Below are 19,344 nucleotides of genomic sequence, written 5' to 3' on the forward strand. Positions count from 1 at the left end.
ACTGGGGGTAACTATTTATTATATCAAGATGGAGTATTATCACTAGTACCAGCATTATGTTTTATGGTGGAAGGCGCAGTTAATTCAAAAATTTCGTTAACTAATTTAATATTAAGATATCGAAATATTAATAATGTAAGGATTAATAATTTATTAACAGGAGTAAGTTTTGCAACAGCACCATTATTACCACTAGCAGTAGCTTGACTTAACTGACCAACACCCAATCCAGATACATTACCTGTTACATATGCTTTTATTACAGCAGCAGCTTCAAGTTTAAATCACATAGTGACAATCAGTAAAAAAATATCAGAATGTTGTGCACCTAATAATCAAGAAAATGTAATAAATCAACAACGTAATATATGACAAAAAATAGGTAATACAGCAGCAAGTTTATTAGCACCAATAACTATTGTTAGTGCAATTACTGGTGTTAGTCTTTTTGCATATCATGAATTAAGTAATCCAAATAATAATGATGATGATCAACCATTTTATAAAAAAAGATCAATTGCTTTTTGAGAAACAATAGCTGGTCTTGCAACAGTTGGTACTGGTTTATTAATAAATACTGGAATGGAATTATATGAAAATTGATGTGCGGATGTTAATAATTTTGATGAAGAAGATACTTATGAAAATGTTTCTAGCAGTACATCTTCGCCATCATCATCAAGTTCTGAAGATAGTGATGATAATACTTCATTATTAAATAAATCTTTTAATCCAGAAAAAATTAATAATGGAGAGGAAACACAATCAGTCATGTCAACTTCTCATGTTGTTGAAATACCTGATCCTAAACCACTTAATATAGCAACATTAAATTCTGAAGAACGTTTGCCTATTAAACAACGATCTTCAGAACGTCGATTATCAGTTTAATAATATTTAATGTTATAAAAATAAAAAGCTATTCTTAAAATAATACCTTTTTATACTAATAATTTAATATTAGTGGTGCCCAGAGCGGGACTCGAACCCGCATGATTTCTCGGTAGATTTTGAGTCTACTGCGTCTGCCATTTCGCCATCTGGGCAAAATATAGTTTACTTATTTATAAAAAATGAGGAATACTTCCTCGTCATTAATAAATATATAAAATGGTGCCCAGAGCGAGACTCGAACTCGCACAACCTGTAAAAGTCATCGGATCTTAAGCCCGACGTGTCTGCCATTTCACCACCTGGGCATCAAATGGTGTCCCCGGCAAGGATCGAACTTGCGACACCTCGGTTAAAAGCCGAGTGCTCTACCGCTGAGCTACGAGGACAAATTAATAAAATATATGGCTGAGGTGGTTGGATTTGAACCAACGCATGACGGCGTCAAAGGCCGTTGCCTTACCGCTTGGCTACACCCCAATAAGTAATATGGTGGAGGGGGAGGGAGTCGAACCCCCGAACTCGAAGAGATCTGGTTTACAGCCAGGTGCAGTTGGCCACTTTGCTACCCCTCCATAAATAATAATGGTGCTGATGACAGGAATCGAACCTGCAACCTACGGTTTACAAAACCGTTGCTCTGCCGGATTGAGCCACATCAGCAGGTAAATGGTGGAGTATGACGGACTTGAACCGCCGACCTATTGCTTGTAAGGCAATTGCTCTCCCAGCTGAGCTAATACTCCTTATTTTTTGTTTTATTAGAATTATTTATTCTTAAAAAACCTTAATCATTATAATAGATATTTTTCACATTTACAATTATTTTTTAAAGATAATGTAAAATTATTTTATTTTTAATTATTTTTTAAAAGAAAACTTAAGAGAAAAAACCAAAAAAAGTAATTTTATGTTAAATATTACTATTTTATACCTATTTTCAGTTTTTATATATTTTAAATATAATATTTTTTTAGAGTTTGGCCACTTGCCACTTAGCCCTTTTTACTAGACCATTAATTTAAAAAACCTGAATGTATTCTAAAAACAATTGTGTTATATAATTAACACTAATTTTAACCTGAAAGGATTTTTATTAATGGATAAAATTAAACAAATAGCATTAGTAATTAACAAATTAAATATCAAAGAAAAAATTAAAATTATTGATGATTGTAAAAATCAATATTCAATTAGAAACCTATGTCAATATCTTCAATTAAACAGATCAACATATTACTTTTTAAAAAATAAACAAAAACCTATTAAAAAAGAAGAAAATCATATTATTAAATGCAATCATAAATATCAAAAAATATGCCAACTTTTAATCGAATTTCATTCTACAAGAAAAGGCAGAATTTATGGATATTTAAGAATTTTTTCAGCTTTTAAAGAGTGATTAAAACAAGAAAAAAATATCATTTTAAATATAGAATTATCAATAAAACAAATGCGAAAAATTATGAAAGAACACAATATTCAAGGATTAAAACAAACTAAAAATAACTATCCTAAAAACAAAAAAAATCCAAATAAGTGAATACCTACAATGGATAAAGTAAACAAAGATTATAAAAGTACAACCTCTTCAAATCAAATTTGATCAATGGACACTAAACAAATAAATACTAAAGAAGGATGATTATATCTTTTTGTAATTATTGATTTTTATTCAAATAATGTTGTTAGTTATAATATTGCTCCTAATAAATCATATCAGGATTTAATTCTTCCTGCTCTTGAAAAAATCAACAAACAATTTTCTTGAAATCAAATAAAAAATGTTATTTTACATTCAGATAACGCCAACGAATTTTATTGTCAAGATATCACAAAATGAGCAGAGGATAAACAAATAATTTTAAGCAAAAAACAACCTTATGATATTGGTGGTAATGTATTATCTGAAAACTGATTTTCTCATTTATCTCAAGAATGACTACCTAAAGGATCAAATCAATATTTATCCATCAATGAAGCTATAAATGATGTAAATCAATATGTTATGTTTTATAATTATGAAAGAATACATTCTAAATTTCTAAAACCACCAATTTTACAAATTAAAATTTAGAATTTTATATCAAAAATGGTCCAGTAATTAAGGGCCAACCACCGTAATTAAGGGCCAACCACCCTTAACTAAAGTAATTTTATCATTTTTTTAGAAAAAAAATACATTTTATGGTTCACTTTATAAAATGTTACTATATAATTTGATTACAGACCAGTAACATTTTTAAATTGGTTTGAAGATAACGTAGTTATAATAATATCTATAATAGACATTATAATTATAATTCTTAAAACATTAGGAGGAAATCTTTTATGGCAAAAAGTAATTCTAAAACAAAGACAGAAATTATTAAGATAGTGGCGCAAAAGTCTGACGTCACAATTGCCTTAGCGACTAATATTATTGATTTATTTTTTGAAGAGATAAAAGTTGAAGTTGCAAATGGTGGTAAAATTAATATACCAAAATTTGGAATATTTGAAACTATTATTCGTGAAGCAAGAACAGGTCGTAATCCCCAAACTGGTGAATCTATTGTAATTAGTGCTTCTAAAGCACCTAAATTTAAAGCTAGTTCTGAATTTAAAAAACATACTAATCAACAAACAGAAACTTTAGTTTCTTAAATTAAAAATTTTAAAAAATCAAGATAAAATGGATATATAATTTCTAATTTATATCCATTTTGTTCTATTTTTTTTATATGTCAGTGCTTTTTTTTGAACTTTTAAAAATTTTAATTTTTCTCAAAAAACTAAGAACCTGTTTAAAATCTTTTAGAGAATAGGATAAAATGATTATATATTTTAAAATAAGAGGTATATATGTGTAAAAATTATCCTAGTAATGTTAGCAAAGAGCAATTTGAAAATATAAAATCAATTTTAGAAAATACTAAAAAGAGAACTAAACCAAGAAGTTTAGATTTATATGAAGTATTTTGTGCAGTTTTATATGTATTAAAAAGTGGTTGCCAGTGAAGAATGTTACCAAAAAAATTTTCCAAAATGACAAATTGTATATTATTATTTTCAAGCTTGAAGTAAAAATAATGATAAAGAACCTAGTGTATTACAATTAGTTTTAAAAAAAATTAGTCAAGGCATTTCGTATCAATAATGGTAGAAAAGAACAAACTAGTTTTTATATAATTGATTCACAAAGTGTTAAAAATACAGATACTACTAAAAATAAAGGTTATGATGCTGGTAAAAAGATTTCAGGAATAAAGCGTCATATTGCTGTTGATTCTCAAGGTTTACCACATGCAATTTACATAACCACAGCAGAAAAAACAGATCGTAATAGTGCTATAATAATGATTGAAAATGAAAAAGAGAATCTTTCTGCAGTTCAAAAAATACTAGTAGATGCTGGTTATACTGGTGAAAAATTTGCTTCTAAAATTAAAACAATTATAAATGCAAATGTTGAAGTTATAAAACGTAATGAATTACATTCTTTTGTAGTATTACCAAAAAGATGAGTTGTAGAACGAAGTTTTGCATGATTAGAAAAATGCAGAAGATTATGAAAAAATTGTGAAAAAAAATTAAATACTAGCTTACAAATGGTTTTTCTTGCCTTTATTTCAATTTTATTGAAAAGATTTTAAACAGGTTCTAAGAAAAAGGCATTATGTTGTGAAAAATAAATAATAACAAAACTAATAGCATTAAGATAAAAAGCATTTTCTAAGTATTCAAGTTGATATTTTTTAAAATTATTTCATGGTAATGTTAAAGACTTAGTACTTTTTGCTTCAAAACACAAATATTTACCATGATAAACTCCATTATAATCAACATTACTTTTGGTAATGTTTAGTAATCTGTGTAACTTACAAAAATAACTATGTTTAATTAATTCTAGTAAATATAATTAAATGACTAGAAAGAGTGAGTTACAGATGGCTAAAAAGCAAAATATTAATAATAATGATCCAATATCAAAAGCAGTAGATTTATTATTAGAAAATACTGAAGATTTAACAACAGTTTTTAAAGAGGGAGGATTGTATAAAGAATTAACAAAAAGATTAGTAGAAAAAATGTTGAATTCTGAGATGCAAAATTATTTAGGATATGATAAGAATCAACATAGTAATAGTGACAATGCTCGTAATGGTATAAGTTCAAAAAAATTAATAACTCAACAAGGTAAAATTGAGATTGATGTACCACGAGATCGCAATAGTAATTTTAATCCTGTAATAGTTGCAAAAAGACAAAGAAGATTTGATGGTTTTGATCAACAAGTTCTTTCTTTATATGCAAAAGGAATGACATTATCAGATATTAGAATGCAATTACAAGAGTTATATCATGGTGCTGATATTAGTGAAAGTGTTATTAGCCAAATTACTGATGATGTTATTGATGATGTAAAAGCATGGCAAAATCGACCATTAGAAAGTATTTATCCGATTGTTTATTTTGATTGCATAGTAGTGAAAGTACGACAAGATAAAAGGATTATTAATAAATCAGTTTATATAGCTTTAGGAGTTGATTTAGAAGGTAAAAAAGATGTTTTAGGATTATGAATTAGTGAAAATGAAGGTTCTAAGTTTTGATTATCTAATTTCACAGAAATGAAAAATCGTGGCTTAAATGATATTCTTATTGCCTGCAGTGATAATTTAACAGGCATGTCAGAAGCAATACAATCAGTTTATCTTAAAACAGAACATCAATTATGCATAGTTCATCAAATTAGAAATAGTTTGAAATATCTCATAAGCATAGAAAATCTCTAGTTGCAGATTTAAAACCAATTTATACTGCATGTAGTGAAGAACAAGCAATGCAGGCTTTAGAATCCTTTGAAAGTAAATGAAATAAACAATATCCTCAAATTGCTAAATCTTGATATAAAAATTGAGATAATTTAATGGTTTTTATTAGTTATCCAGTAGAAATCAAAAGAGTGATTTATACTACAAATGCTATTGAATCTGTAAATAGTCAATTACGAAAAGTTATCAGAAATAAAAAAGTTTTTCCTAATGATATGGCAGTTTTTAAAATATTTTATTTAGCAATTGAAAATAGCCACTTGCCACTTGCCACTTAGCCCTTTTTACTAGACCATTAATTTAAAAAACCTGAATGTATTCTAAAAACAATTGTGTTATATAATTAACACTAATTTTAACCTGAAAGGATTTTTATTAATGGATAAAATTAAACAAATAGCATTAGTAATTAACAAATTAAATATCAAAGAAAAAATTAAAATTATTGATGATTGTAAAAATCAATATTCAATTAGAAACCTATGTCAATATCTTCAATTAAACAGATCAACATATTACTTTTTAAAAAATAAACAAAAACCTATTAAAAAAGAAGAAAATCATATTATTAAATGCAATCATAAATATCAAAAAATATGCCAACTTTTAATCGAATTTCATTCTACAAGAAAAGGCAGAATTTATGGATATTTAAGAATTTTTTCAGCTTTTAAAGAGTGATTAAAACAAGAAAAAAATATCATTTTAAATATAGAATTATCAATAAAACAAATGCGAAAAATTATGAAAGAACACAATATTCAAGGATTAAAACAAACTAAAAATAACTATCCTAAAAACAAAAAAAATCCAAATAAGTGAATACCTACAATGGATAAAGTAAACAAAGATTATAAAAGTACAACCTCTTCAAATCAAATTTGATCAATGGACACTAAACAAATAAATACTAAAGAAGGATGATTATATCTTTTTGTAATTATTGATTTTTATTCAAATAATGTTGTTAGTTATAATATTGCTCCTAATAAATCATATCAGGATTTAATTCTTCCTGCTCTTGAAAAAATCAACAAACAATTTTCTTGAAATCAAATAAAAAATGTTATTTTACATTCAGATAACGCCAACGAATTTTATTGTCAAGATATCACAAAATGAGCAGAGGATAAACAAATAATTTTAAGCAAAAAACAACCTTATGATATTGGTGGTAATGTATTATCTGAAAACTGATTTTCTCATTTATCTCAAGAATGACTACCTAAAGGATCAAATCAATATTTATCCATCAATGAAGCTATAAATGATGTAAATCAATATGTTATGTTTTATAATTATGAAAGAATACATTCTAAATTTCTAAAACCACCAATTTTACAAATTAAAATTTAGAATTTTATATCAAAAATGGTCCAGTAATTAAGGGCCAACCACCGATATTAGAGCAGTAGGATTAGATAAGTTGGATAATATATTACAAACTGAAAAGAAAGAAACTGAAAATACTGTATGCCGTGCTTGTTATTATAGAAATAAATATTCTCAGAAAAATAAGAAAAATGTTAAAATGAAATCATAAAATTAATATAGTTTTTAACCCATTACTTTATTTTTAAGTAAATGGGTTTTTATTTTGAAAGAAAGGTTAAAAGATTATGTGAAATTGAAATAAACAAAATAATGATTCAAATAGAGAACAATGAGAAAAACAAAAAGAAAGAGAAAGAGAAGCAGAAAAACAAGCTAAGCAATTAGAAAAAATAAAAGAATGAGAAAAACAAAAAGAAAGAGAAAGACAAAAAGACCAAGAAAAAAGAAATGAATTAATGAAAAGACAAGAAAAACAAAAAAGAGCTGATGATTTAAAAGAAAGAGGTAGAAGAGCTGAAGCCGAAGAGCAAAGAAAAAGAGAAGCTGAATATCAAAGAAACAAAGATTTAAAGTCTGGAAAACGTTTTAATCCATTTATGTAAAAAAGAAAGAGGTAAAAAAGTTATGGATACAAAAAATAAATATTTAAAACAAGAAAATAAATTATTTAAACAAAGATTAGAATTAGTTAGAAAAAAAATAGCGCTTAGCAGTAATGAAAATTTAAGTGTTGATGATCAATTAAAATGAAATCAGTTATTTAATGGTAAATCATTTAAAGTTAATATCAATAAAATTAATTCTATGAATTTACAAAATGAACCTTCAACAAGCGAAAATAAACAAAATTCACCTAAAATTTAAATAAACTTATATTATTGGTCGGAGCCAACCAGAACCTTGGTTGGTTGGCCGCGGGGTTTAGCCCCGCTGGGGTGAGTTGCGAAGCAACGAGGGGCAAAGCCCCTATTACTTGATTATTAAACGATTAATTTTTAAAAAATAGAGGTGAATAATGAAAAATAATGATTCATTTATTGAAATGATAAATAAAACTTTGGATAAAACAGTTAATTTAGATTTTAAAACTTTAAAAGGTCATAATATTATATTTATTGTTGATATGGTTAATGGCTTTGCTAAAAAAGGAAATTTATTTTCACCTAATATTAATTCAATTATTAAACCAATTAAAAATTTATTAGCAAAAGTAAATACTAATGAAACCAAAGTTATTGCTTTTAATGATGCTCATAATGAACATAGTCCCGAATTCCATACTTTTCCTAGTCATTGTTTGGAAAATACTATTGAATCAGAGTTAGTAGAAGAATTAAAATTTGACAATATTAAGATTATTAAAAAAAATAGTACTAATGGTTTTTTTGCTTTTGATTTTAAGCCAAATTTACAATGGGATAACATTATTATTGTTGGTTGTTGTACTGATATTTGTATTTATCAATTTGCTATTAGTTGTAAAACTTGATTTAATCAGCACAATAAAGAAGTAAATGTTATTGTTCCAATGACAATGACAAATACTTATGATCAACCAGAGCATCCAGCTCATATTTTAAATCAATATGCATGATATTCAATGCTTAAAAATGGCATTACTATTGTTAAGGATGTTATTTAATTAAAGTAGAGTTTTAAATAAAATAAATTTATATAAATAATAAATTTTATCCATATTATTTAATAATTTTTATATTTAGAATAGAAATTATGATAAAATAATAAAATAATTTAATAAATCTATAAATCTTTATACCTAATATAGAAATTAATCTATATTAGGTTTTATTAAATTAAAATATTAGAAAAGGAAGATTAAAAGATGGCTAGTAAAGTAATCCAATCAGAAAGTGAGTATCAAGAACTTGAAAATCAACAATTAATAATAAATATTTTTGAAAAATTTGAATTTAATTTAAATTTTATAAATATGAGTTATGAAGATTTATTAATATTAAATATAAAATTATTAAATAATGAATTTAATGATGTTTATCAAGAGATTATTAAGAATAATGAAATAAATGAAAAATTATCTTTCATTTTTATTGAATAGACTTGGTGCAAAACCTTTAATTTTAATAATTTAACGGTTATTATTAATATCAAAGGTGATAATTATTATGTTAAAAAAATACAAAGATGAACAAGAATTTTATAGTTTAGTGGGAATAAAACTACAAACATTTCAAAAAATGGTTGAAATTTTAAAAAAAGCTGAAGCAATTAAAAAAGCAGTTGGTGGTAAACCTAATAAATTATCAATAGAAAATCGTTTATTAATGACATTAGAATACTGAAAAGAGTATAGTAGTTATAGAGTTATTGCAAAAAGATATAATATTAGTCATACTAGCTGCATTCGTAATATTTTTTGAATTGAAAATACTTTAATAAAAAGTGGAATTTTTAATTTATCTGGCAAAAAAGATTTAATCAAAAATAAAGGAATCAATAATAATTTACTAGCTATTGATGCTACTGAAACTCCAATTGAAAGAATTAAAAAAAACTAAAATTACTTTTTTCGGGTAAAAACAAACATCATACTCTTAAATCGCAAATAATTATTGATATTTTAAATGGAAAAATTATTTCAACCGCTTTTTGTTTTGGAAGCATTCATGATTTTAAATTACTTTTAAAATCTAAAACTTTTATTCATCCAGAAAAACAAGTTTTTGTTGATTCAGGTTATCAAGGAATACAAAATATTCATAAAAATACATTTTTGCCATTTAAAAAAAAGTAAATACAATAAATTAATACCAATTCAAAAAGAATACAATAAAACTTTAAGCAAAATTAGAATTAAAATTAAACACGTATTTGCTAAACTAAAACGTTTTAAAATTTTAACTTTAAAATATCGCAATAAAATACGAAGATTTGCATTAAGATTTAATTTAATAGCAGGAATATATAATTTTGAATTACCTTAGTTTTGCACCAAGTCTAATGTATTAATCAAGGTTTTTCTGAAGAAAAAGCACAATATTCTATTCAAGAACAAATAACTAAGCATATAGTAGAAAGTTTTTTAATTAAAGAACAAGAACAAAAAATGGTAAATGAAATAAATCAATTTGATTTTATAAATGCACCATCAACTAGTACTGGTATATATCATTTACCATCATTTAAAATACAACTTAACTTATAATTACATTTATTTAGATTATTATTTGCAAAAAAATGTCATAATATAATATTGTAAATTAATAAGTGAAAAACAACTAAGTAAATTATATAAAAACCATTCTTTTCAGAATGGTTTTTATATAACTATATTTTAATGTTTTATTAAATTTATTATTAGAAAATTATTTTTTACCTAATAATGTAAACATTTTCTTTTTGTATACTTCAACACCAGGTTGGTTAAATGGGTCAACACCTAATAATTTTGCACTAACAGCACAAGCCTTCATAAAGAAATAACTAGCATAACCAAACATTTTGCTATCCATTGTATCCCATTCTAATAAAATATTTGGAGTTTTTCCTACTATTTCATCACTATGAGCTTCAATAGTTCCTTGTAAGGCAATATTATTAATTTCATGTAAAGAATGTTTTGTTAAATAGTTTAATTGATCATTGTTTTCTTTATCAAGTGGAATTTTGATATCTTCATTAGGTTTTTTGATTTTTATTACTGTTTCAAAAAACATTTTTGAACCTTCTTGAATAAATTGGCCCATTGAATGTAAATCAGTTGAAAAAACAACACTAGCTGGTAATAATCCTTTGCCATCCTTACCTTCTGATTCACCAAATAATTGTTTTCATCATTCACATAACATTTGCATTTGTAATTCATAGCTTACTAAAATTTCAACTGCTTTATTATTAGTTTTATGTAAATGATAGCGAGAAACTGCATATAAATAAGCATTATTAACATCAATTTTATCACTTTTACATTCTTTTGCTGCTAATTGTGCACTAGCAATAATTTCTTCACAGTTAATTCCTGCTACCATCATCGGAAAAATACCAACAGGAGTTAAAACAGAGTATCTACCACCGATATTATCGGGGATAACAAAGCTTTCATATCCTTCTTCTTTTGCCAAATCATGGAGTACTCCTCTTGTTTTATCAGTAGTAGCGATAATTCTGTTATTAACAATATTCTTATTTTTCTTTTGTTTAATTAATAGTTCTTTTAACAAACGAAAGGCAATTGCTGGTTCAGTAGTAGTTCCTGATTTAGAAATAACATTAATGGCAAATTCTTTATCTTTTAAATATGATAAAACTTGGTGAACATAAGTTGAACTCATAGTATTACCCATATAAATTACTTTAACAGGAGCAGTATTATTAAATAAACCTTGCACCATATCAATTCCTGCTCTAGCACCTAAATATGATCCACCAATACCAATTACTACTAAAACTTGTATTTCTTTTTGTAGTTTCAATGCTAGAGTTTTCATTCGCTTTCAAGACTCTTGAAAAGTAATGTCTTTTTGGTATGCAAATGGAAAATCAATTCATCCTAATCAACCATCTTCATTTTTAGCATTACTTTCCAGTTCGGCGTTAATCGCCGTTACTTTTTCTTGATATAAAGTTGATAATTCTTTCATATCTAAATTAGTAAACTTTAAATTAGTTTTTATCACTATTCTATAACCTCCTTATAGTATTTAAAATTAAAATATTAATTCGTAATAATACTATTTAATATTTATAATAAAAATATAGTTGTAAAAATTTTAGATTGCAAGAAAAAAATAAAAAATATTGCCATTAAATAGCAATATTTTTTATTATTTGGAAGAAAAATAGTATTTTAATTATTTTCTTCTTTTTTAAATCAATTATCAACAGTTTCTCTTATTGGTGCAAATCCTTTACCATTTTCTTCAATTGAAGAATTATTGTTTGCCACTAATCCTTGTTCTTTTGTACTTAAACTTAATTGTTGTTTAGTATGATCAATACCTGTTATTTCTGCTTTAACTGATGTACCAATTGTAAAATAATCACTAACATTTTTAACAAATTTAGTGGTAATACGACTAATGTGAATTAAACCAGAAAATCCATTTGGACACTTACAAAAAACTCCAAATTCCTTTATTCCAGTTGGAGTTACGGTAATAATGTCACCAACTTGAAATTGTTGAACATTTGATTCATTTTCTTCATTTTTAATAATTGTACTCATAATAAGTTAATTCCTCTTTCTTTTGTATAATTTAATAATACATAAAAATATTATAACATTATATTTAATCTTGAAGTTAAAATTAATAATATTAATTTTATGAATTTCTAAACATTAGAATGAGAAATTATTAATTGATTTTAAATTTAAAGATTATTAGAATATTAAATTTGTTAGCAACTTGTTTGTTTTTAAAGAAATGAATGTTATTTGTAACAATATCACTAATTTTTTTTAATATTTTTCTTTATGTTATACTTAAAACGGTAATTTAAAATAAATATTTTTATTTTAAAAATATTATTAAAAATATTGGAATTTATTATAGTAATCCAGATTTTTCAAGTAATTCTTCTAGAAAAGTTCCCTTGATTTTTTTTAATGCACCTCTACGGAAAATTTTTAAGATGAGAGGAACTTGTATATCATTAATTTTTTTCTTATCTCATAAAATATGAGTTGAATTCAATAGTACTCTAATATCATATGCTGAAGCAAAAACTTCTGGTATTCCTCTATCAACGTTTAATAATTTATAGACGGCTTCCATAGCAGTTCTCACTGAATATTCGGTTTTAAAAACTGTATCATCTTCAGTTTCACTAAAATTACCAATAAATGCTAAATTTTTTGAACCTTCTGGAACTACTAAAGGACGATCACCAATTTCTCTTGGCATAAAATATGAGGTAATAAATGGCATATAAACTGGTACCACATTACATGAGTTTTTAGCAAGTTCAAAGATTTCTTCTTCAGGAACACCAATATGATATAATCACTCTTGAGCTATTTCCATGCCAGAACATTCAGTAATACTTTTTTTAATATAATCTCCTTCCTTATTTGAAAGTAATCCATACATTCAAACAACTAATTGATCATCTGATTGGCTTTTAAAGTGTGGTTGACGATTTAAGGTATAACTTAAAATTCAACTGGAATCGATAGCTGTAACAATTCCACCGGTAATGTTTAGTAATCTGTGTAACTTACAAAAATAACTATGTTTAATTAATTCTAGTAAATATAATTAAATGACTAGAAAGAGTGAGTTACAGATGGCTAAAAAGCAAAATATTAATAATAATGATCCAATATCAAAAGCAGTAGATTTATTATTAGAAAATACTGAAGATTTAACAACAGTTTTTAAAGAGGGAGGATTGTATAAAGAATTAACAAAAAGATTAGTAGAAAAAATGTTGAATTCTGAGATGCAAAATTATTTAGGATATGATAAGAATCAACATAGTAATAGTGACAATGCTCGTAATGGTATAAGTTCAAAAAAATTAATAACTCAACAAGGTAAAATTGAGATTGATGTACCACGAGATCGCAATAGTAATTTTAATCCTGTAATAGTTGCAAAAAGACAAAGAAGATTTGATGGTTTTGATCAACAAGTTCTTTCTTTATATGCAAAAGGAATGACATTATCAAATATTAGAATGCAATTACAAGAGTTATATCATGGTGCTGATATTAGTGAAAGTGTTATTAGCCAAATTACTGATGATGTTATTGATGATGTAAAAGCATGGCAAAATCGACCATTAGAAAGTGTCTATCCGATTGTTTATTTTGATTGCATAGTAGTGAAAGTACGACAAGATAAACGGATTATTAACAAATCAGTTTATATAGCATTAGGAGTTGATTTAGAAGGCAAAAAAGATGTTTTAGGATTATGAATTAGTGAAAATGAAGGTGCTAAATTTTGATTAGCAAATTTAACAGAAATGAAAAATCGTGGCTTAAATGATATTCTTATTGCCTGCAGTGATAATTTAACAGGCATGTCAGAAGCAATACAATCAGTTTATCTTAAAACAGAACATCAATTATGCATAGTTCATCAAATTAGAAATAGTTTGAAATATGTCTCATATAAGCATAGAAAATCTCTAGTTGCAGATTTAAAACCAATTTATACTGCATGTAGTGAAGAACAAGCAATGCAGGCTTTAGAATCCTTTGAAAGTAAATGAAATAAACAATATCCTCAAATTGCTAAATCTTGATATAAAAATTGAGATAATTTAATGGTTTTTATTAGTTATCCAGTAGAAATCAAAAGAGTGATTTATACTACAAATGCTATTGAATCTGTAAATAGTCAATTACGAAAAGTCATCAGAAATAAAAAAGTTTTTCCAAATGATATGGCAGTTTTCAAAATATTTTACTTAGCAATTGAAAATATAACAAAAAAATGAACAATGCCCATTCAAAATTGAAATACAGCAATTGCTCATTTTATGATAAAATTTGAAGATAGAATTAATCTAAACTAGTACTTTGTAAAACAAAGATACACAGATTACATAAAAGCCTCAATAATTTCTTATCTATTATAATTATAACACTTTTCTATTATAATTAGAACACTTTTAATAATTGAATGAAGTATTTTTTGATTATGTAAAATAGTTATTAACTTGCTTTTAAATGAAAAAAGTTGGATGGGGCCACTTTATTCGACACTAATTACATAGACAAGTGAACAAATTAGTTAAAAGAAAGGAATTATAATTATGGTCACTATTAACTCATATTCAGATGAATTTAAAAAACAAATAGTAGCTTTATACCAAAGTGGCAAATCGGTATCTTGCCTTGCTAAAGAATACAATATACTTGGTGCAAAACCTTTAATTTTAATAATTTAACGGTTATTATTAATATCAAAGGTGATAATTATTATGTTAAAAAAATACAAAGATGAACAAGAATTTTATAGTTTAGTGGGAATAAAACTACAAACATTTCAAAAAATGGTTGAAATTTTAAAAAAAGCTGAAGCAATTAAAAAAGCAGTTGGTGGTAAACCTAATAAATTATCAATAGAAAATCGTTTATTAATGACATTAGAATACTGAAAAGAGTATAGTAGTTATAGAGTTATTGCAAAAAGATATAATATTAGTCATACTAGCTGCATTCGTAAGAACCTGTTTAAAATCTTTTCAATAAAATTGAAATAAAGGCAAGAACAACCATTTGTAAGCTAGTATTTAATTTTTTTTCACAATTTTTTCATAATCTTCTGCATTTTTCTAATCATGCAAAACTTCGTTCTACAACTCATCTTTTTGGTAATACTACAAAAGAATGTAATTCATTACGTTTTATAACTTCAACATTTGCATTTATAATTGTTTTAATTTTAGAAGCAAATTTTTCACCAGTATAACCAGCATCTACTAGTATTTTTTGAACTGCAGAAAGATTCTCTTTTTCATTTTCAATCATTATTATAGCACTATTACGATCTGTTTTTTCTGCTGTGGTTATGTAAATTGCATGTGGTAAACCTTGAGAATCAACAGCAATATGACGCTTTATTTCTGAAATCTTTTTACCAGCATCATAACCTTTATTTTTAGTAGTATCTGTATTTTTAACACTTTGTGAATCAATTATACAAAAACTAGTTTGTTCTTTTCTACCATTATTGATACGAAATGCCTTGACTAATTTTTTTTAAAACTAATTGTAATACACTAGGTTCTTTATCATTATTTTTACTTCAAGCTTGAAAATAATAATATACAATTTGTCATTTTGGAAAATTTTTTGGTAACATTCTTCACTGGCAACCACTTTTTAATACATATAAAACTGCACAAAATACTTCATATAAATCTAAACTTCTTGGTTTAGTTCTCTTTTTAGTATTTTCTAAAATTGATTTTATATTTTCAAATTGCTCTTTGCTAACATTACTAGGATAATTTTTACACATATATACCTCTTATTTTAAAATATATAATCATTTTATCCTATTCTCTAAAAGATTTTAAACAGGTTCTAAGAACCTGTTTAAAATCTTTTCAATAAAATTGAAATAAAGGCAAGAACAACCATTTGTAAGCTAGTATTTAATTTTTTTTCACAATTTTTTCATAATCTTCTGCATTTTTCTAATCATGCAAAACTTCGTTCTACAACTCATCTTTTTGGTAATACTACAAAAGAATGTAATTCATTACGTTTTATAACTTCAACATTTGCATTTATAATTGTTTTAATTTTAGAAGCAAATTTTTCACCAGTATAACCAGCATCTACTAGTATTTTTTGAACTGCAGAAAGATTCTCTTTTTCATTTTCAATCATTATTATAGCACTATTACGATCTGTTTTTTCTGCTGTGGTTATGTAAATTGCATGTGGTAAACCTTGAGAATCAACAGCAATATGACGCTTTATTCCTGAAATCTTTTTACCAGCATCATAACCTTTATTTTTAGTAGTATCTGTATTTTTAACACTTTGTGAATCAATTATACAAAAACTAGTTTGTTCTTTTCTACCATTATTGATACGAAATGCCTTGACTAATTTTTTTTAAAACTAATTGTAATACACTAGGTTCTTTATCATTATTTTTACTTCAAGCTTGAAAATAATAATATACAATTTGTCATTTTGGAAAATTTTTTGGTAACATTCTTCACTGGCAACCACTTTTTAATACATATAAAACTGCACAAAATACTTCATATAAATCTAAACTTCTTGGTTTAGTTCTCTTTTTAGTATTTTCTAAAATTGATTTTATATTTTCAAATTGCTCTTTGCTAACATTACTAGGATAATTTTTACACATATATACCTCTTATTTTAAAATATATAATCATTTTATCCTATTCTCTAAAAGATTTTAAACAGGTTCTTAAATTTGGAACACGAATAGGCATAGTAACAAAATTATATAAATCTTGCTGGTAAATATCATTATCAACCTTACCTTTAAAAACATATTTTGTATCACCAACATTATCTAAAAAAACTAAAAACAAAATTAGCAGTAAAAGTTTTAAAATATTCATATTCAAAATAAAACATAAAACCTTGAATATAAAAACTTAAAGGTTTATCAATTTCAAAATTTAACTGTGTTTGAAAATTTATAATACTTTTACCAGTATTAACAAAATTTAAATTATTAGTATTATTCTTTGCAACATAATTATGATTAAACATAATACGTGAAAATTCATCTAATTGTTTTCTATTAAAAGTATAAACACCAGTTCCCATATCTATCATTTGTGACGGAACACCAACTGTATCACTATAATAATAACACGTATATAAACCTTCATTATTACCTATAAATTCACCACTAACTAATTTTAAGTCTGGTTGGTCAACATCAAAATAAGCAGAATTTCATGGAATTGTTGCTCAATCATCAAAATCATGATATTTAACATGTTTAACCATTTCTTTTGTAGCCACTTGCCACTTAGCCCTTTTTACTAGACCATTAATTTAAAAAACCTGAATGTATTCTAAAAACAATTGTGTTATATAATTAACACTAATTTTAACCTGAAAGGATTTTTATTAATGGATAAAATTAAACAAATAGCATTAGTAATTAACAAATTAAATATCAAAGAAAAAATTAAAATTATTGATGATTGTAAAAATCAATATTCAATTAGAAACCTATGTCAATATCTTCAATTAAACAGATCAACATATTACTTTTTAAAAAATAAACAAAAACCTATTAAAAAAGAAGAAAATCATATTATTAAATGCAATCATAAATATCAAAAAATATGCCAACTTTTAATCGAATTTCATTCTACAAGAAAAGGCAGAATTTATGGATATTTAAGAATTTTTTCAGCTTTTAAAGAGTGATTAAAACAAGAAAAAAATATCATTTTAAATATAGAATTATCAATAAAACAAATGCGAAAAATTATGAAAGAACACAATATTCAAGGATTAAAACAAACTAAAAATAACTATCCTAAAAACAAAAAAAATCCAAATAAGTGAATACCTACAATGGATAAAGTAAACAAAGATTATAAAAGTACAACCTCTTCAAATCAAATTTGATCAATGGACACTAAACAAATAAATACTAAAGAAGGATGATTATATCTTTTTGTAATTATTGATTTTTATTCAAATAATGTTGTTAGTTATAATATTGCTCCTAATAAATCATATCAGGATTTAATTCTTCCTGCTCTTGAAAAAATCAACAAACAATTTTCTTGAAATCAAATAAAAAATGTTATTTTACATTCAGATAACGCCAACGAATTTTATTGTCAAGATATCACAAAATGAGCAGAGGATAAACAAATAATTTTAAGCAAAAAACAACCTTATGATATTGGTGGTAATGTATTATCTGAAAACTGATTTTCTCATTTATCTCAAGAATGACTACCTAAAGGATCAAATCAATATTTATCCATCAATGAAGCTATAAATGATGTAAATCAATATGTTATGTTTTATAATTATGAAAGAATACATTCTAAATTTCTAAAACCACCAATTTTACAAATTAAAATTTAGAATTTTATATCAAAAATGGTCCAGTAATTAAGGGCCAACCACCTGTTTTATAATTATGAAAGAATACATTCTAAATTTCTAAAACCACCAATTTTACAAATTAAAATTTAGAATTTTATATCAAAAATGGTCCAGTAATTAAGGGCCAACCACCTAAATAGCAACCAAATTGAATCAGTTTGAAAACATATAAGAAGAACATTTAAAACACATATCAAAGTTGCAAAACATCATGTTCATTTATATGGTAAAGAAGCTGCATATAAATTCAACAAGATACCTAGTTTTGAAACTGTAATGCTATGTTTGATTTAAAAATGTGGGGAGAAGTCCGTAGATAGGCTCTTCTCAGCATTTATGTGATAAAATTAAAATAGTACATAAAGGGAGAAAAGCCTTAGTAAATTGCTTAATTCAATTGTAAGTAGCTGCTCTTGTAACATTGTATTCTTTAGCAAGGCAAGATACCGATTTGCCACTTTGATATAAAGCTACTATTTGTTTTTTAAATTCATCTGAATATGAGTTAATAGTGACCATAATTATAATTCCTTTCTTTTAACTAATTTGTTCACTTGTCTATGTAATTAGTGTCCAATAAAGTGGCCCCATCCAATATAAAAATAATAAAATGAAATATTTATAATGCAAAAATACCTTTTACTACTAATTTTAGTAAAAAAAGATATAATTAGTCCTTATTATTCAATTAAAATTTATTAAAATTTTTAATTTATGATCAACTTTTAAAATTTT

At 25.1% G+C, this 19,344-nt stretch carries 21 protein-coding genes, 7 tRNA genes and 4 pseudogenes; 15 read left to right on the top strand and 17 right to left on the bottom strand.

Annotation, left to right across the window (positions count from 1 at the left end):
- Positions 1-11: 11 nt before the first annotated feature.
- The gene (locus tag AAHM96_RS01980; RefSeq protein WP_342273436.1) at positions 12-290 is read right to left on the bottom strand and encodes a hypothetical protein; all 279 of its coding nucleotides are present in this window, start codon (positions 288-290) and stop codon (positions 12-14) included.
- Between the two features lies 1 nt (position 291).
- On the opposite strand from AAHM96_RS01980, the gene AAHM96_RS01985 reads away from it, so the two are divergent.
- Positions 292-891, top strand: coding sequence for a hypothetical protein (locus tag AAHM96_RS01985; RefSeq protein ID WP_342273437.1), 600 nt, complete (start codon positions 292-294; stop codon positions 889-891).
- Between the two features lie 73 nt (positions 892-964).
- On the opposite strand, the gene AAHM96_RS01990 is transcribed toward AAHM96_RS01985, so the two are convergent.
- From AAHM96_RS01990 to AAHM96_RS02020, 7 genes are all read right to left on the bottom strand, one after another.
- A tRNA-Leu gene (locus AAHM96_RS01990) sits at positions 965-1,046 on the bottom strand.
- A 65-nt stretch (positions 1,047-1,111) separates the two neighbouring features.
- A tRNA-Leu gene (locus AAHM96_RS01995) sits at positions 1,112-1,199 on the bottom strand.
- A 6-nt stretch (positions 1,200-1,205) separates the two neighbouring features.
- A tRNA-Lys gene (locus tag AAHM96_RS02000) sits at positions 1,206-1,280 on the bottom strand.
- Between the two features lie 16 nt (positions 1,281-1,296).
- Positions 1,297-1,371, bottom strand: a tRNA-Gln gene (locus tag AAHM96_RS02005).
- A gap of 10 nt (positions 1,372-1,381) precedes the next feature.
- Positions 1,382-1,466: transfer RNA gene (locus AAHM96_RS02010), tRNA-Tyr, on the bottom strand.
- A gap of 11 nt (positions 1,467-1,477) precedes the next feature.
- A tRNA-Thr gene (locus AAHM96_RS02015) sits at positions 1,478-1,554 on the bottom strand.
- Between the two features lie 7 nt (positions 1,555-1,561).
- Positions 1,562-1,637: transfer RNA gene (locus AAHM96_RS02020), tRNA-Val, on the bottom strand.
- Between the two features lie 353 nt (positions 1,638-1,990).
- On the opposite strand from AAHM96_RS02020, the gene AAHM96_RS02025 reads away from it, so the two are divergent.
- The 3 genes and pseudogenes from AAHM96_RS02025 to AAHM96_RS02035 all read left to right on the top strand — a co-directional run bounded on the left by AAHM96_RS02025 (position 1,991) and on the right by AAHM96_RS02035 (position 4,526).
- The gene (locus AAHM96_RS02025; protein ID WP_342272797.1) at positions 1,991-2,968 is read left to right on the top strand and encodes an IS3 family transposase; all 978 of its coding nucleotides are present in this window, start codon (positions 1,991-1,993) and stop codon (positions 2,966-2,968) included.
- 254 nt (positions 2,969-3,222) lie between these two features.
- Complete coding sequence (locus AAHM96_RS02030) at positions 3,223-3,537, top strand: HU family DNA-binding protein (RefSeq protein WP_281749389.1); 315 nt, start codon at positions 3,223-3,225, stop codon at positions 3,535-3,537.
- A gap of 198 nt (positions 3,538-3,735) precedes the next feature.
- Positions 3,736-4,526, top strand: a pseudogene (locus AAHM96_RS02035) (IS5 family transposase).
- On the opposite strand, the gene AAHM96_RS02040 reads toward AAHM96_RS02035, so the two are convergent.
- The gene (locus AAHM96_RS02040; protein ID WP_342273688.1) at positions 4,523-4,792 is read right to left on the bottom strand and encodes a Holliday junction resolvase RecU; all 270 of its coding nucleotides are present in this window, start codon (positions 4,790-4,792) and stop codon (positions 4,523-4,525) included. The pseudogene AAHM96_RS02035 and the gene AAHM96_RS02040 sit on opposite strands and share 4 nt — an antisense overlap.
- Before the next feature lie 28 nt (positions 4,793-4,820).
- Here AAHM96_RS02040 and AAHM96_RS02045 point away from each other — a divergent pair.
- The 7 genes and pseudogenes from AAHM96_RS02045 to AAHM96_RS02075 form a co-directional block, all read left to right on the top strand.
- A pseudogene (locus AAHM96_RS02045) lies at positions 4,821-5,959 on the top strand (IS256 family transposase); the annotation flags it as partial.
- A gap of 127 nt (positions 5,960-6,086) precedes the next feature.
- The gene (locus AAHM96_RS02050) at positions 6,087-7,064 is read left to right on the top strand and encodes an IS3 family transposase (RefSeq protein WP_342272797.1); all 978 of its coding nucleotides are present in this window, start codon (positions 6,087-6,089) and stop codon (positions 7,062-7,064) included.
- A gap of 263 nt (positions 7,065-7,327) precedes the next feature.
- On the top strand, positions 7,328-7,645 hold the full coding sequence (locus tag AAHM96_RS02055) for a hypothetical protein (protein WP_342273438.1): 318 nt from the start codon (positions 7,328-7,330) through the stop codon (positions 7,643-7,645).
- Between the two features lie 22 nt (positions 7,646-7,667).
- Complete coding sequence (locus AAHM96_RS02060; RefSeq protein WP_342273439.1) at positions 7,668-7,907, top strand: hypothetical protein; 240 nt, start codon at positions 7,668-7,670, stop codon at positions 7,905-7,907.
- A 151-nt stretch (positions 7,908-8,058) separates the two neighbouring features.
- The gene (locus AAHM96_RS02065; protein WP_338962067.1) at positions 8,059-8,685 is read left to right on the top strand and encodes an isochorismatase family cysteine hydrolase; all 627 of its coding nucleotides are present in this window, start codon (positions 8,059-8,061) and stop codon (positions 8,683-8,685) included.
- Positions 8,686-8,886: 201 nt separating this feature from the next.
- On the top strand, positions 8,887-9,120 hold the full coding sequence (locus tag AAHM96_RS02070; protein ID WP_342273440.1) for a hypothetical protein: 234 nt from the start codon (positions 8,887-8,889) through the stop codon (positions 9,118-9,120).
- A gap of 67 nt (positions 9,121-9,187) precedes the next feature.
- Positions 9,188-10,006 (top strand): annotated as a pseudogene (locus tag AAHM96_RS02075) (IS5 family transposase).
- Positions 10,007-10,387: 381 nt separating this feature from the next.
- Here AAHM96_RS02075 and AAHM96_RS02080 read toward each other — a convergent pair.
- The 3 genes and pseudogenes from AAHM96_RS02080 to AAHM96_RS02090 form a co-directional block, all read right to left on the bottom strand.
- Positions 10,388-11,698, bottom strand: coding sequence for a glucose-6-phosphate isomerase (locus AAHM96_RS02080; RefSeq protein WP_338975999.1), 1,311 nt, complete (start codon positions 11,696-11,698; stop codon positions 10,388-10,390).
- 170 nt (positions 11,699-11,868) lie between these two features.
- The gene (locus tag AAHM96_RS02085) at positions 11,869-12,246 is read right to left on the bottom strand and encodes a S1 RNA-binding domain-containing protein (RefSeq protein ID WP_342273441.1); all 378 of its coding nucleotides are present in this window, start codon (positions 12,244-12,246) and stop codon (positions 11,869-11,871) included.
- 322 nt (positions 12,247-12,568) lie between these two features.
- Positions 12,569-13,249, bottom strand: a pseudogene (locus tag AAHM96_RS02090) (oleate hydratase); the annotation flags it as partial.
- 58 nt (positions 13,250-13,307) lie between these two features.
- Between AAHM96_RS02090 and AAHM96_RS02095 the strand changes: the two are divergent.
- From AAHM96_RS02095 to AAHM96_RS02105, 3 genes are all read left to right on the top strand, one after another.
- Positions 13,308-14,546, top strand: coding sequence for an IS256 family transposase (locus AAHM96_RS02095; protein WP_342273690.1), 1,239 nt, complete (start codon positions 13,308-13,310; stop codon positions 14,544-14,546).
- A 240-nt stretch (positions 14,547-14,786) separates the two neighbouring features.
- Positions 14,787-14,921, top strand: coding sequence for a transposase (locus tag AAHM96_RS02100; RefSeq protein ID WP_342273442.1), 135 nt, complete (start codon positions 14,787-14,789; stop codon positions 14,919-14,921).
- 33 nt (positions 14,922-14,954) lie between these two features.
- Positions 14,955-15,236, top strand: a complete 282-nt coding sequence (locus AAHM96_RS02105) for a transposase family protein (RefSeq protein ID WP_342273443.1) — start codon at positions 14,955-14,957, stop codon at positions 15,234-15,236.
- Here AAHM96_RS02105 and AAHM96_RS02110 read toward each other — a convergent pair.
- The 4 genes from AAHM96_RS02110 to AAHM96_RS02125 all read right to left on the bottom strand — a co-directional run bounded on the left by AAHM96_RS02110 (position 15,208) and on the right by AAHM96_RS02125 (position 17,499).
- Positions 15,208-15,997, bottom strand: a protein-coding gene (locus AAHM96_RS02110; RefSeq protein WP_342273444.1) for an IS5 family transposase whose coding sequence is annotated in 2 segments (ribosomal slippage) — positions 15,208-15,735 and positions 15,737-15,997 — 789 coding nt in all. Because the reading frame shifts where the segments join, the coding sequence is not laid out codon by codon here. The two genes, AAHM96_RS02105 and AAHM96_RS02110, sit on opposite strands and share 29 nt — an antisense overlap.
- Before the next feature lie 77 nt (positions 15,998-16,074).
- Positions 16,075-16,864 (bottom strand): IS5 family transposase gene (locus AAHM96_RS02115; protein ID WP_342272742.1). Its coding sequence is split into 2 segments (ribosomal slippage): positions 16,075-16,602 and positions 16,604-16,864, totalling 789 coding nucleotides; the frame shifts between segments, so codons are not numbered across the junction.
- Positions 16,865-16,901: 37 nt separating this feature from the next.
- The gene (locus tag AAHM96_RS02120; RefSeq protein ID WP_342273445.1) at positions 16,902-17,057 is read right to left on the bottom strand and encodes a hypothetical protein; all 156 of its coding nucleotides are present in this window, start codon (positions 17,055-17,057) and stop codon (positions 16,902-16,904) included.
- Complete coding sequence (locus AAHM96_RS02125; protein ID WP_342273446.1) at positions 17,035-17,499, bottom strand: hypothetical protein; 465 nt, start codon at positions 17,497-17,499, stop codon at positions 17,035-17,037. Before AAHM96_RS02125 ends, AAHM96_RS02120 begins: the two co-directional genes overlap by 23 nt.
- Positions 17,500-17,610: 111 nt before the next feature.
- Between AAHM96_RS02125 and AAHM96_RS02130 the strand changes: the two genes are divergently transcribed.
- Positions 17,611-18,588: an IS3 family transposase gene (locus tag AAHM96_RS02130; protein ID WP_342272797.1), complete on the top strand. Its 978-nt coding sequence runs from the start codon at positions 17,611-17,613 to the stop codon at positions 18,586-18,588.
- Between the two features lie 300 nt (positions 18,589-18,888).
- On the opposite strand, the gene AAHM96_RS02135 is transcribed toward AAHM96_RS02130, so the two are convergent.
- Complete coding sequence (locus AAHM96_RS02135; RefSeq protein WP_342273447.1) at positions 18,889-19,128, bottom strand: transposase; 240 nt, start codon at positions 19,126-19,128, stop codon at positions 18,889-18,891.
- Positions 19,129-19,344: the final 216 nt, after the last annotated feature.

This window comes from Spiroplasma endosymbiont of Acasis viretata (genome assembly GCF_964031275.1).
Taxonomy (GTDB): Bacteria; Bacillota_I; Bacilli_A; order Mycoplasmatales; family VBWQ01; genus Spiroplasma_E; species Spiroplasma_E ixodetis_A.